Origin of the sequence: Rhodococcus sovatensis (genome assembly GCF_037327425.1) — a bacterium.
Taxonomy (GTDB): Bacteria; Actinomycetota; Actinomycetes; order Mycobacteriales; family Mycobacteriaceae; genus Rhodococcoides; species Rhodococcoides sovatense.
Window position 1 is genome coordinate 3,259,009 of record NZ_CP147846.1, and the last position, 12,301, is coordinate 3,271,309.

Genomic DNA, 12,301 nt, shown 5'->3' on the forward strand with positions numbered 1-12,301 from the left:
GGCTGCATGGCTCCGACACGTTGGCAGAGCGAGAACACCGAGGCTCAGTCGCAGAGCTACGTCGAGCGATTCGCGCGACTGGAGTCCCGCGGCGTCGACCTGCACGGCGAAGCTCGAATGGTCGATGCGCTGCTGGCTCCAGGCAGCGCTGTGCTCGACGCAGGCTGCGGCACAGCACGACTCGGAGCCGAGCTGGCCCGACGCGGGCATCAGGTCACCGCAGTGGACCTCGACCCTGTCTTCGTCGAGGCGGCCCGGCAACACACGAGCATCAGCGTCCATCGAGCCGATCTGACCGAGTTCGATCTCGGGATGTCGTTCGACGCGATCGTTGCGGCCGGAAACGTCATGGTGTTCATGGAACCGGGCACCGAACGCTCTGCTCTCGCGCGAATCGCCCTGCACCTTCGACCTGGCGGACTGTTCATCGCGGGATTCGCGACCGACCGGGATTACACAGTCGATCGGTTCGACGACGATCTCCGTGCAGTCGGCCTCGGCGTCGAGCACCGCTTCGCCACGTGGGATCTGCGGCCGTGGCACGACGGCGCGGACTGGGCAGTGACCGTCGCGAGGGCTCCTCAGCTGTTGGCATGAAGTTCGGCAGGTAGGGCATCGAACCACTCGAGGGTCGCTTCCTCGTACCTGATGCCGAAATCCAATGTGGCCAAATCGAATACGCTCGCACCATCTGCGGCGTCTCGCTGCGCTCGATACCCGGCCAGCGTTTCGGCATGTCGACGTCGGTGGTCGACGAGGATTGCCGCGAGCCGCCCTGGCTCCAGATGCGCCCCGAACGCCATGGTGAGGAGCAAAGGGTGGCGGATGGTCGCGTCACCGGGTTCGCGGTCGATCCACAGCGCGAAAATAGCTCTGCCGGAGTCGGTGATGGTGAACGGCTTCTGCGCTCGCGCGCCGACGTGCCCTTCTTCGACCAATCCGCGCGTCGTCAATGCGGCCAGCTCGCGATACACCTGGCTACGGGTCACGGTCCAGAATCCGCCGATGCACGCCTGCGCTGTGGCATGCAGGTCCCAACCGGTCATCGGGCCGCGGTGGAGGAACCCCAGGAGCGAGCCGGCCGTGGCATTCAAGGATCGTTCATCGGTCACGACCCATCTTGGCACACCTTGACATTCCACAGTGGGAGGTCGATGCTGGAGTTCGACAGTCCACAATGGAATATCCGGCAAGTCGAAGCGGAGAGCACCATGACCTACCGACCCATGCCCGGCGGCGGCGCCCCGAACACCCGGTTGTCCGACGCTCAACGAGAAAGCGCCATCGACCGGCTGACCGGTCATGTCGCGTCGGGACGACTTGCCCTCGATGATTTCGACGCGCGAGCTCGGGATATCTATGCCGCGGTAACCCAGGCAGACCTCGAGTCGATCTTCCGGGACCTTCCCGACCCCGCCCCTCGTGCCGCCACCGAAAAGCCGACGCCGAAACAGCTGCCGATGGCGCGCGAATTGCTGACGTGGGCAGCCGTCGGCGTCCTGTGCCTGTCCATCTGGGCCATCACTTCGATCGCGACCGGCAATTTCCTCTATCCCTGGCCGGTGTGGGTGATCGGGCCGTGGGGAGCGATGCTCGCGCTGCAGCGTGTGACCGGGATGTCCACGACCTGCTCGGGCAGGCGCCTTTACGTCGACTGACCGACCGAGGCGATCTGGAATCTCGCGCCGAGCGGGTCGGTAACTCCGGCCCACTCACGGTCCCCCTTTCCTGAGACGAAACCGTGGAATGATGGGGACCATGTCGTCATCGTCGCCGCTACCGCTCGATCCCATTGCAGAGGCCCACCGCCAGTGGACCAAGCATGGGTGGGGCGACGTCGCCGACGGAATGGCCGCTGTCACTTCGCTGATGCGTGCGCAACAGATCATGCTCGCCCGGGTCGAGGAGGTTCTCAAGCCGACCGGGCTCACGTTCTCGCGCTACGAGCTTCTGACGTTGCTGACCTTCACGAAGAACGGCGCGATCCCGATGGCAAAGGCGAGCGCACGTCTTCAAGTCCATCCCACCAGCGTGACCAATGCCGTCGACCGCCTCGAAGCAGCGGGCTACGTCCGCCGCACTCCGCACCCGAGCGATCGCCGAACAACCCTGGTGGAGATCACCGATTCCGGCCGGACGCTGGCTGTGGACGCCACCGAAAAGCTCAATGACCAGGTCTTCGGCAAACCGGGTCTGGCCAAAGAGCGTTTGACTTCACTGGTACGAATCCTCGCCGAACTGCGGCGCTCCGCCGGTGATTTCGAGGACGGTGGGACAACACCGGCCTGGTGAGTGACGCCCCGTCAACGATCCGTGATGGAATATCACGAGAACGTGGCGGGGGCCACGCTCAGGTTGGAGAGAACGTGTTGGTAGTGGGTGTCGGCGCAGGTGCACACGGTGCGCGCGCAATTCTGACTTACCTGGACAGTCCGCATCGCGCGCCCGTCGCATCGAGAACGGTGCGGAGACAGCGCGGTCAATCACTGGTGTCCACCATCGCAGCCGGTGTGTCAGCGCTGCACGCCACCGCGTCCAAACTGGCTCTTCCCGTGGCGTACTCGGCGATTGCCTATCGAGTCAACGAAGACGCCGACGCATTGAGCGAACGTCGCGATCCCCGTCCCTCCTGGCTCGTGCACGAGACCGACGCGCAGCTTCGCTATCTCCGATTCACCGGTACCGTTCCCACCCATGGCGCTACGGTCCTGTGCGACCTCGGCAGCACGGGAATGACCGTGTCCGTGCTGGACCTGGCTGCGGGAACGACCGTCGCGTCGCGTCGAACATCCACCTTCTGCGGCGACGATCTCGACCATCTCGTGCGCAGGCATCTGGCCGCGAACGGTGTCCGGACGGACGTCGAGGCATCTCGCTCCATCAAGGAGCAGCTCAGCGACGGAGGCGTCGTCAATGCGCACGGGTCGGACGGGACAGGGCATCATGTGTTCACCCGCAGGGACTTCGAAGGAATCATCGCGGGCCCGGTTCGGTACGCCACCATGGTCGTCGAGCAGACCATCGAACTCTCCGGTACCAAACCCGCGTCGATCGTCCTGCTGGGCGGCGGTGCGAACGTGACGTCGATCGGGGAGGCATTCGAACGGCGACTGAGGGTGAAGACCCACGTTCCAGGACACCCGGAGTTGGTGTCCGCCAGGGGTGCAGCCCTGCTGTCAGTCGATCAGCAGGGCTGACCGCCTCACCGATTGACGAACTTAGCCTGACGCTTCTCGACGAAGGCAGCCATGCCCTCTTTCTGGTCCTCCGTCGCGAACGTCGAGTGGAACAAGCGACGCTCGAAGCGAACTCCCTCGGCCAGAGAGGATTCGAACGAACGATTGACGGCGTCCTTGGCCATCATCGCAATCGGCAACGACATCTCGGCAATGGTCGTCGCAGTCGCAATGGCGTCGTCCAGCAGGTCGTCTGCCGGGACGATTCGTGACACCAGGCCGGCGCGTTCGGCTTCCTCGACCTTCATGTTTCGGCCGGTCAGGCACATCTCCATGGCCTTCGCTTTGCCGACAGCGCGCGTGAGCCGTTGTGAGCCACCGATTCCGGGAATGACACCGAGCTTGATCTCAGGCTGTCCGAACACTGCATTGTCGGCTGCGATCAATACGTCGCACAGCATGGCCAGCTCACAGCCGCCGCCGAGGGCGTACCCGGCCACCGCTGCGACAATGGGAGTCCTGGCCGCAGCGAGTCGATCCCACGCCGTGAAGAAGTCGTCGAGATACACGTCCATGTAGGACTTCGGCTGCATCTCCTTGATGTCCGCTCCCGCAGCGAACGCCTTCTCGGACCCGGTGATCAGAATTGCACCGATATTCTCGTCGCGGTCGAGATCCTCGACGACAGCGACGACCTCGCGCATCAGCTCGGAGTTCAACGCGTTCAGCGCTTTCGGACGATTCAAGGTAATGATCCCGACGCGTCCACGACGCTCGAGCAGGATCGTGTTGTATTCACTCATTCGGCTGCCCTGTCGAGCGCTCGCGGATGTCGTTGATGATGCCGGAGAAGTCGACATCGGTGCCGCCGCCGGACGTCTCCTTGAATCGTGCGTAAATTTCCGCAGCCTGAAGCCCGAGCACGCCTTCGACGCCGTTGTCGCGCAGCGCATTCGCCGCCAGACCGAGATCCTTGTCCATCAAAGCGGCCGCGAATCCCGGCTTGTAGTCGTTGTTCGCGGGAGAGGTCGGAACCGGCCCCGGCACCGGGCAGTTCGTCGTGAGTGCCCAGCACTGACCCGACGCGGTCGATGCCACGTCGAACAGCGCCTGATTGCTGAGCCCGAGCTTCTCGCCGAGAACGAACGCCTCACTGATGGCAATCATGGACACTCCAAGGATCATGTTGTTGCAGATCTTGGCAGCTTGACCGTTGCCTGCCGACCCGCAGTGCACGACCTTGCGTCCCATCACATCGAGAATCGCTGCAGCAGAATCGAAGTCCTCCGCCGAGCCACCGACCATGAACGTCAACGTTCCGGCTGCCGCTCCCCCGACTCCGCCGGAGACCGGCGCGTCGAGACTGCGATGACCTGCCTCGTTCACCAGCTTGTGGGCGGCATGGGCGTCGGCGACGTCGATGGTCGACGAATCGACGAACAACGTCCCAGGCGCAGCTGCCGGGAGCAGATCCTTGTAGAGATCGAGCACGAGACGCCCGTTCGGCAGCATCGTGACGACGATGTCCGCGTCTTTGACAGCGGCGACAGCCGACTCGACGACGGTCACTCCGTCGGACTTCGCCTGGCTCAGCGCTGCGGGAACGAGATCGAACCCCTGCACCGTGTATCCGGCTTTGACCAGATTGGCTGCCATCGGGCCGCCCATGTGCCCGAGGCCGATGAAACCGATCGTCTTCTCGCTCATGCGTTCTTCTCCAGTCCCAATTCGGAATCACCCAACGATTCGAAGTACCGATCGACGTCGGCCTCGGTCACGTCTGCGAGAGTCGCAGGCGACCACTTCGGGTTTCTGTCCTTCTCCACGACCTGAGCGCGGATCCCTTCGACCAGGTCATGGGAGTCGAGACTCGCGAGCGAGACGCGGTACTCCTCGTCCAAGACCTGCTCCAACGACGACGCGGCGGCGGCACGCCGAAGCGACTTCAGCGTCACCTTCAACGACACCGGCGACTTCGACTCGATGTCGCTAGCGGCCTTCTCCGCGTCTTCGATTCCACTGCCTCGCAGACCGTCGACGATCTCCTCGACCGTGTCGGCACTGTAGAACCGGTCGATCCAGCTTCGTGCAGCGTCGAGCGTCGACTCCGGTGCTTCCTCGGTGAACTCGGCGAGCGCGTCCGAGAGAAGACCCGTCTCCAGTGCCTCGCAGAACTTTTCGAGATTGCCCGACGGCATGTAGTGATCGGCGAAGCCGGCAGCGATCGCGTCACCCGCGTCCATCCGAGCCGTCGTCAAACCGAGGTGCGTGCCCAGCTCGCCCGGCGAACGCGACAACAGGTACGTGCCACCGACGTCCGGGATGAACCCGATCCCGACCTCGGGCATCGCGATCTTCGAACGCTCGGTGACGATGCGAGTGTTTCCGTGCGCCGACAACCCGACGCCACCGCCCATGACAACACCATCCATGATGGCGACATACGGCTTGGAGAAGCGCGCGATCGCGGCGTTGAGGATGTACTCCTCGCGCCAGAAGTCCTTCGTGCTCGAACCGCCTTCTTTGGCGTCGTGATAGATCGAGACGATGTCGCCGCCCGCGCAGAGCCCGCGCTCACCGGCGCCGACGAGCAGAACGAGATCGATGTCGTCGTCGGCCGCCCACGCGTCGAGCTGCGGGGCGATCTGCTGAACCATCGCATGGTTGAGCGCATTGATCGCTTTCGGCCGGTTCAGCGTGATCCGACCGACGCCGCCACGGACATCGAACAAGACTTCGGGCTCTGTCATGCTGCTCCCACTATCGAGCGAGCCACCACGACTCGCATGATCTCGTTGGTTCCCTCGAGGATCTGGTGTACGCGAAGATCGCGAACGATCTTCTCGACGCCGTACTCCGCAAGATACCCGTAACCACCGAGTAACTGTAATGCGTCGTTGGCAACCTGGAAACCGGTGTCGGTGGCGAATCTCTTTGCCATCGCGCAGAGTTCGACCTTGTCGGGAGCGTTCTCCTGCAGGGCGTCCGCAGCCCTCCACAACATCGTCCGCGCAGCCTCGAGTTCGGTCTTCATATCGGCCAAGCGGAATTGCAGGGCCTGTGCATCGAGCAACCGTGCGCCGAACGCCTTACGTTCCAACAGATACGCGATCGCCTTGTCGAGGGCCGACTGTGCACCGCCGATCGAGCATGCAGCGATGTTGAGTCGTCCGCCGTTGAGGCCGTTCATCGCAATGCGGAAGCCGTCACCTTCGCTGCCGAGAAGGTTGACCGCCGGCACACGGACGTCCTCGAAAACGACCTGCCTCGTCGGCTGGGCGTTCCATCCCATCTTCTTCTCGTTGGCACCGAACGAGAGACCCGGTGAATCCTTCGGGACGATGATCGCGGAAATACCCTTGGGCCCGGCAGCACCCGTGCGCACCATCACGACGTAGACGTCGGAAGTCCCTGCGCCCGAGATGAATTGCTTGACACCGTTGAGGATGTAGTCGTCACCGTCGCGAACAGCTTTGGTGCTCAGGGCTGCTGCGTCGGAACCCGCGCCGGGTTCGGTGAGGCAGTAGCTGCCCAATTGGTCCATCGAGCACAGACCCGGCACCCACGTGCGGCGCTGCTCGTCGGTTCCGTAGGTGTCGATCATCCACGTCACCATGTTGTGGATCGAAATGTACGCCGCAATGGACGGATCGCCCGTCGCAAGCTGCTCGAAGATTCGAACCGAATCCAGCCTGGTCAGGCCCGATCCACCGACGTCCTCACCGATGTAGATGCCGCCCATGCCCAGTCCCGCGGCCTTGCGCAGCACGTCCACCGGGAAGTGTTTGTTCTGGTCCCACTCGACGGCATTGGGGGCGAGGAACTCGTCGGCGAAATCTCGTGCCGTCTCGTTGATCGCACGCTCGTCCTCGGTCAAGTTGAACATGCGTCAGTCCATGTTGGGAATGACGAAGTGATTGGCGGTTGCCTCTTTCTTGCCCGACGGCCAGCGCTCCGTGACCGTCTTGGTCTTGGTGTAGAAGCGCACCGAGTCGGGTCCGTGCTGGTTGAGATCGCCGAATCCGGAGCGCTTCCACCCGCCGAACGTGTGGTAGGCGATCGGTACGGGAATGGGGACGTTGACGCCGACCATGCCGACCTGAACGCGGGAGCAGAAGTCGCGGGCGGTGTCACCGTCGCGGGTGAAGATGGAGACGCCGTTGCCGTACTCGTGCTCGCTGGGGAGGCGGAGCGCATCTTCGTAGTCCTTGGCGCGGACGACGATCAGGACGGGTCCGAAGATCTCTTCCTTGTAGATGCGCATGTCCGTGGTGACTTTGTCGAACAGTGTTGCGCCGGCGAAGAATCCGTTCTCGTGGCCTTCGAGTCGGAAGTCGCGGCCGTCGACGACGAGCTCGGCGCCCTCGTCGACACCGATCTGTGTGTAGTCGTTGACGCGCTTGAGGGCGTCGCTGCCGACGAGCGGGCCGAAGTCGGCGTTCTCGTCGTCGGAGCGGCCGATCTTCAGCGTCGCGACGCGTTCCTTCAGCTTGGCGACGAGAGCATCTGCGGTCTCTTCACCGACGGGCACGGCGACGGAGATGGCCATGCAGCGCTCACCGGCCGAGCCGTACGCGGCACCGAGGAGGGCGTCGGCGACCTGGTCCAGATCGGCGTCGGGCATGACGAGTGCGTGGTTCTTGGCGCCTCCGAAGCACTGCGCGCGCTTGCCGTTCTTGGCGGCCTCTTCGTAGATGTACTGCGCGATCGGAGTGGAGCCGACGAAACCGATGGCCTTGACGCGATCGTCGTTCAGCAGTACGTCGACGGCATTCTTGCCACCGTTGACGACGTTGAATACGCCGGGCGGAAGGCCTGCTTCGAGGAAGAGTTCGGCCAGCTTGAGCGGTACGGACGGGTCACGCTCGGACGGCTTGAGAATGAATGCGTTGCCACACGCGATCGCCGGGCCGGCCTTCCACAGCGGAATCATCGCTGGGAAGTTGAACGGGGTGATGCCGGCGACGACGCCGAGCGGCTGACGCATGGAGTAGACGTCGATACCACCGCCGGCTCCCTCGGTGTATTCACCCTTGAGCAGGTGCGGGACGCCAACCGCGAACTCGACGACCTCGAGGCCGCGCTGGATGTCACCCTTGGCGTCCGCGATGGTCTTGCCGTGCTCGCTGGAGAGCAGGCGGGCCATCTCGTCCATGTCGCGATTGATCAGCTGCAGGAATTTCATCAGCACGCGTGCTCGGCGCTGCGGGTTCCAGCTCGCCCACTCGACCTGCGCCTGGGCGGCGTCGGCGATGGCCGCTTCGACTTCGGCATCGCTGGCCAGTGGCACCAGCGCCTGGACCTCACCGGTATTGGGGTCGAAGACGTCGCCGAAGTTGCCCGACTCTCCTGCTACGTGCTTGCCGCCGATGAAGTGAGTGAGTTCGCGAGCCATGAAATCCGTCCTAACACATACGAGGAGGTGAAGTGTGCCCATCCTATAGTCGGACTTCCATGTATGTCTACCCATTGGCACGAAAAAGCGCATCCTGGTGCACTTAACCGCGCCAGTGGCGGCGGAGCCGCCTCACATGCGGTCGTAGAACGACCGTAGGTCAGCCATAGCCCGACTGACCTCGGCCTCATCGGAACCGTCGGCCCGAAAGACCCGGCGCAGAATCAGTGGATCCAAGTCGTCCATGACCGCCGTGAAGCTCACCTTCGGCAACGCGGGAAACGACGCTGTGTCCGAGAACCAGTCACTCGGATCCATCTCGACGTTGTCGTCGTCGCCGACCCCCTCGATCAGCTGATCGAGGTCGACCCCGCGGAGCGTCAGGATGGTCGCCGCGGAGGCGTCGATATGTTCGGCTGCTATGTACATCAGCGCTGCCGCATGCTTGCACGGCCACCCGTCGTCCGGGCAACTGCAGTCGAAATCGAGCTGACCTTTGTCGTGCGGCAACAGCGCCGACGCCAGTGCCTGAGGAATAGCGTTGGACGCGAGCTCGGCCAGCATCCCCGGATTCGACCTCACCCGCTCGACGAGCGCAGCGATCTGCCCGTCGGTCAGCGGGTCGACCATGACCGAGGCCGAGAAGGGCTCGAGCTGACTGCCCTGGACTTCACCGTAGATCTGTCCGCGTTCGACACCGAGATTGAGAACCTGCCCCTGACGCGCATAGGTTCGGCCGCGAGCGATCCGTCCCGGATCGGCCAGATCCTCCATCGCCGTCACGAAGTGCCTGCCCCACCACGTCTGCCCGAAGGCGCCGCGCTTGTTCTGCGACTCGATGCCGCCCTTGGCTTTTCGACGCTTGCCGTACTGGCTGAAGTCGGCCATCACTCACCCACCGCGTCCTCGCTGAGCCGAAACAGTTCCCGGAGCTCTGCGGTATCCATTTCCGTGACCCAATTTTCACCGGTGCCGACCGCGAGGTCGGCGAGGTCCTTCTTCGATTCGAGCATCGAATCGATCCGCTCCTCGACGGTTCCGACGCACAGGAGTTTGCGGACCTCGACGTTCTTGCGCTGGCCGATACGGAAGGCCCGGTCGGTCGCCTGATTCTCCACGGCCGGGTTCCACCATCGGTCTAGATGCACAACGTGATTCGCCGCGGTCAGGTTCAGCCCGGTGCCGCCCGCCTTGAGCGAGAGCATCATGATGGGCGGTCCGCCCTCACTCTGGAACGACTCCACCATCGCATCGCGCTTTGCCTTGGTCACCCCGCCGTGCAGGAACGGAACCTCGGTGCCGAACCTCTCGGCGAAATACGGTGCGACGATCTCGCCGAACTCCCGAAACTGCGTGAACAGCAACGCTTTTTCGTTGTCGCCCAGGATGGCGTCGAGCATATCCTCGACCAGCCCGATCTTGCCGGATCGGTGCTGGCCACGCTTGAGCACGGGCGAGCCGTCGGACAGAAAGTGAGCGGGGTGATTGCACACCTGTTTGAGGCGGGTCAGCGCGGACAGCACCGCCCCCTTGCGTTTCATTCCCTTAGCGTCGGCGATCTGCGCCATCATCTCGTCGACGACGGCCTTGTACAGACCGGCTTGCTCGGCAGTCAGGTTCGAGCGCACAGTCATCTCGTTCTTGTCCGGCAAATCCGAGATGACCGTCGGATCGGTCTTGACCCGGCGCAGGATGAACGGCGACGTGATCGCCCGCAGTCGGGTCACTGCGCCCTCGTCCTTCTCCCGTTCGATCGGCACCGAGAATCTCTTGCGGAAATCGGTCGGCCTGCCGAGCATCCCGGGGTTCGCGAAGTCGAGAATGGACCGCAACTCGTCGAGTCGATTCTCGACGGGCGTTCCGGTCAGCGCGAGCTTGTGCTCCGCCGGAATCGCAAGAGCCGCCTTCGCCTGCACGGTGCCCGCGTTCTTGATGTGCTGAGCTTCGTCGAGGACGACGCGTCGCCACGTCTGCTCGGACAGCTGCTCCCGGTCCTTGGCCATCAGCGCGTACGTCGTCACGATGAGGTCGTGCTCGGCGATCGCTTTGTCGAGCTCCTCACCACCGAGCCGCGCGGGACCGTGATGGACCATGACGCGCAAGCCGGGCGTGAACTTCTCCGCTTCGCGCTTCCAGTTGCCGACAACCGACATCGGCGCCACCAGCAGCGTCGGCGTCGTGCTGCGCTCGTGTGCGAGAAGAGTGAGGACCTGCAGAGTCTTGCCGAGCCCCATGTCGTCTGCAAGGACCGCCCCGAGCCCGAGCCGGCTCATGAACGCCAGCCAGTCCAGACCTCGCTGCTGGTACGGCCGCAGAACCGCGTTCACGCCCTCGGGCATCGGGATGGGTTCAGGGCTCGCGCCGGGTTCGAGCAGCGTCGCTGCCCACCCGGTGGCGCGAATGTCTTCGACCGGCGCCGGCGGCGGGTCCGCCAGCGTCATTTCTCGCATCAACTTGCTCAGGGGGGTTCCGTCGCCGTGATGCTGCGCGACGTACTTCGCTGCGCGGGCCAGTTGCCCGCCGTCGGCCAGCACCCACTGTCCGCGCAACCGCACGAGATCGCCCTTGGACACGGCAAGGCGGTTCATCTCCGCTTCGGACAGCACCATGTCGCCGAGCTGAAGCTGCCAGTCGTACGACACAAGTTCGTCCATACCCACCGCGCGATCGGCGGCGGCTTTGGTGACCGCAGGCGATTCGACGCGCAAGCGCATCGACGGATCCAACCTGGTCCACGCTCTCGGCAACAGCACCGTCGTACCAGTGGCTTGCAGAGCGGTGGCCCCGTGCTCGACGAGGTCGATGACGACCGACGTGGGTAGCAGGAGGTCGAGCGTCCCCTCCTCTGAGGGCAGATCACGCAGCCGCGGATATGCGGCGACCGCCTCGCCGAGCTTCCGCACCGCCGTCGAGAGCAGCGTGGCGTCGACCTTGCGACTCATCGGCACCGGGACCGGAGCCTCGCCGTCCGCACGAAGACAGACCTGCAGCGTCCAGAACGGCTCGTCCTCGCTCTCGTCGGCGCCCTCGCTGTCGTCGTCGGGTTCGAGCAACCGCAATACCAACGACGGTTCGTCCACGGTGAGAGTGCCGCGCCACTTGTCGAGCAACGCTGCGATCTGCTGCGTTCCGTCCGCATACGGGTCATCGCGCACGAGCGCCGAGAGCAGCGAGTGCTCCGAATCCGGTCTTCCCAGAATCGATCTCACGATCGGATCGGTGAGCTCGCGGGTGATGTCCTCGAGAATCTTCTTGGGCCGCTCCTGGGCTCGCTGCACCGGGGGCATCGCGACAGCGAGCTCGCTGAGCCATGCCCGCTGTCGCTCACCGCCGACGAGGCGCCACCGCGGCCACCACTGACCGTCCATCAACTCCAGCGCCGGCACGACCCGCCCGGCCCGCACCCACCGTTCGATTCCGCGTGCCACGTGCGCCAGATACCTCAGGTCTCCGGAGATCAGCGCGTGCGACTCCGGAGTCCGGAGCAGCAAGTCGACGGCGTCCATAGGTGCCAACGCGATCGCGGGAACCTGTGCGAGCTGCGGCTCACCGCCGTCGGCGGCTGGGAACGCCACTCGCACGCGATGCCGAAATGTCCTGCTCAGGACATGTGAATGGGCGGCAGGTAGGTCCGGTTCGTCGCCGGTGGTGATCTCGTCGTCCCACAGCGTCAACCCGGCACCGGGAGACCAGAGACCGTGCAGCATCCACCTATCCAATCAGGGCACCG

12 protein-coding genes are annotated in these 12,301 nt (G+C 64.1%); 4 read left to right on the forward strand and 8 right to left on the reverse strand.

The features are described from left to right. The first annotated feature begins 6 nt into the window (after positions 1 to 6). Positions 7 to 597 carry a class I SAM-dependent methyltransferase gene (locus WDS16_RS15015; protein WP_338886043.1) on the forward strand — a complete coding sequence of 197 codons (591 nt, stop codon included), beginning with the start codon at positions 7 to 9 and terminating at the stop codon, positions 595 to 597. Here WDS16_RS15015 and WDS16_RS15020 read toward each other — a convergent pair. After that, on the reverse strand, positions 582 to 1,112 hold the full coding sequence (locus WDS16_RS15020; protein ID WP_338886044.1) for a PadR family transcriptional regulator: 531 nt from the start codon (positions 1,110 to 1,112) through the stop codon (positions 582 to 584). The two genes, WDS16_RS15015 and WDS16_RS15020, sit on opposite strands and share 16 nt — an antisense overlap. Before the next feature lie 99 nt (positions 1,113 to 1,211). Between WDS16_RS15020 and WDS16_RS15025 the strand changes: the two genes are divergently transcribed. The 3 genes from WDS16_RS15025 (at position 1,212) to WDS16_RS15035 (ending at position 3,197) form a co-directional block, all read left to right on the forward strand. Further along, positions 1,212 to 1,658 (forward strand): DUF1707 domain-containing protein, encoded by a 447-nt coding sequence (locus WDS16_RS15025; protein WP_338886045.1) that lies wholly within the window; start codon positions 1,212 to 1,214, stop codon positions 1,656 to 1,658. Between the two features lie 100 nt (positions 1,659 to 1,758). Beyond that, complete coding sequence (locus WDS16_RS15030) at positions 1,759 to 2,292, forward strand: MarR family transcriptional regulator (RefSeq protein ID WP_338886046.1); 534 nt, start codon at positions 1,759 to 1,761, stop codon at positions 2,290 to 2,292. A 74-nt stretch (positions 2,293 to 2,366) separates the two neighbouring features. Continuing rightward, a complete protein-coding gene (locus WDS16_RS15035; protein ID WP_338886047.1) occupies positions 2,367 to 3,197 on the forward strand; it encodes a hypothetical protein in 831 nt (276 codons plus the stop codon). Between the two features lie 5 nt (positions 3,198 to 3,202). Here WDS16_RS15035 and WDS16_RS15040 read toward each other — a convergent pair whose 3' ends face one another. From WDS16_RS15040 to WDS16_RS15070, 7 genes are all read right to left on the reverse strand, one after another. Beyond that, positions 3,203 to 3,979 carry an enoyl-CoA hydratase gene (locus tag WDS16_RS15040; RefSeq protein WP_338886048.1) on the reverse strand — a complete coding sequence of 259 codons (777 nt, stop codon included), beginning with the start codon at positions 3,977 to 3,979 and terminating at the stop codon, positions 3,203 to 3,205. Next, positions 3,972 to 4,883, reverse strand: coding sequence for a 3-hydroxyisobutyrate dehydrogenase (gene mmsB, locus WDS16_RS15045; RefSeq protein WP_338886049.1), 912 nt, complete (start codon positions 4,881 to 4,883; stop codon positions 3,972 to 3,974). The genes WDS16_RS15040 and mmsB overlap by 8 nt, the downstream gene beginning before the upstream one ends. Next, the gene (locus tag WDS16_RS15050; RefSeq protein ID WP_338886050.1) at positions 4,880 to 5,926 is read right to left on the reverse strand and encodes an enoyl-CoA hydratase/isomerase family protein; all 1,047 of its coding nucleotides are present in this window, start codon (positions 5,924 to 5,926) and stop codon (positions 4,880 to 4,882) included. The genes mmsB and WDS16_RS15050 overlap by 4 nt, the downstream gene beginning before the upstream one ends. After that, positions 5,923 to 7,062, reverse strand: coding sequence for an isobutyryl-CoA dehydrogenase (locus WDS16_RS15055; RefSeq protein WP_338886051.1), 1,140 nt, complete (start codon positions 7,060 to 7,062; stop codon positions 5,923 to 5,925). The genes WDS16_RS15050 and WDS16_RS15055 overlap by 4 nt, the downstream gene beginning before the upstream one ends. Before the next feature lie 3 nt (positions 7,063 to 7,065). Next, entirely contained in the window at positions 7,066 to 8,571 is a 1,506-nt protein-coding gene (locus tag WDS16_RS15060; RefSeq protein ID WP_338886052.1) for a CoA-acylating methylmalonate-semialdehyde dehydrogenase, read from the reverse strand. A 132-nt stretch (positions 8,572 to 8,703) separates the two neighbouring features. Then, positions 8,704 to 9,459 (reverse strand): SWIM zinc finger family protein, encoded by a 756-nt coding sequence (locus WDS16_RS15065; protein WP_338886053.1) that lies wholly within the window; start codon positions 9,457 to 9,459, stop codon positions 8,704 to 8,706. After that, positions 9,459 to 12,278 carry a DEAD/DEAH box helicase gene (locus tag WDS16_RS15070; protein ID WP_338886054.1) on the reverse strand — a complete coding sequence of 940 codons (2,820 nt, stop codon included), beginning with the start codon at positions 12,276 to 12,278 and terminating at the stop codon, positions 9,459 to 9,461. The genes WDS16_RS15065 and WDS16_RS15070 overlap by 1 nt, the downstream gene beginning before the upstream one ends. Between the last annotated feature and the right edge of the window lie 23 nt (positions 12,279 to 12,301).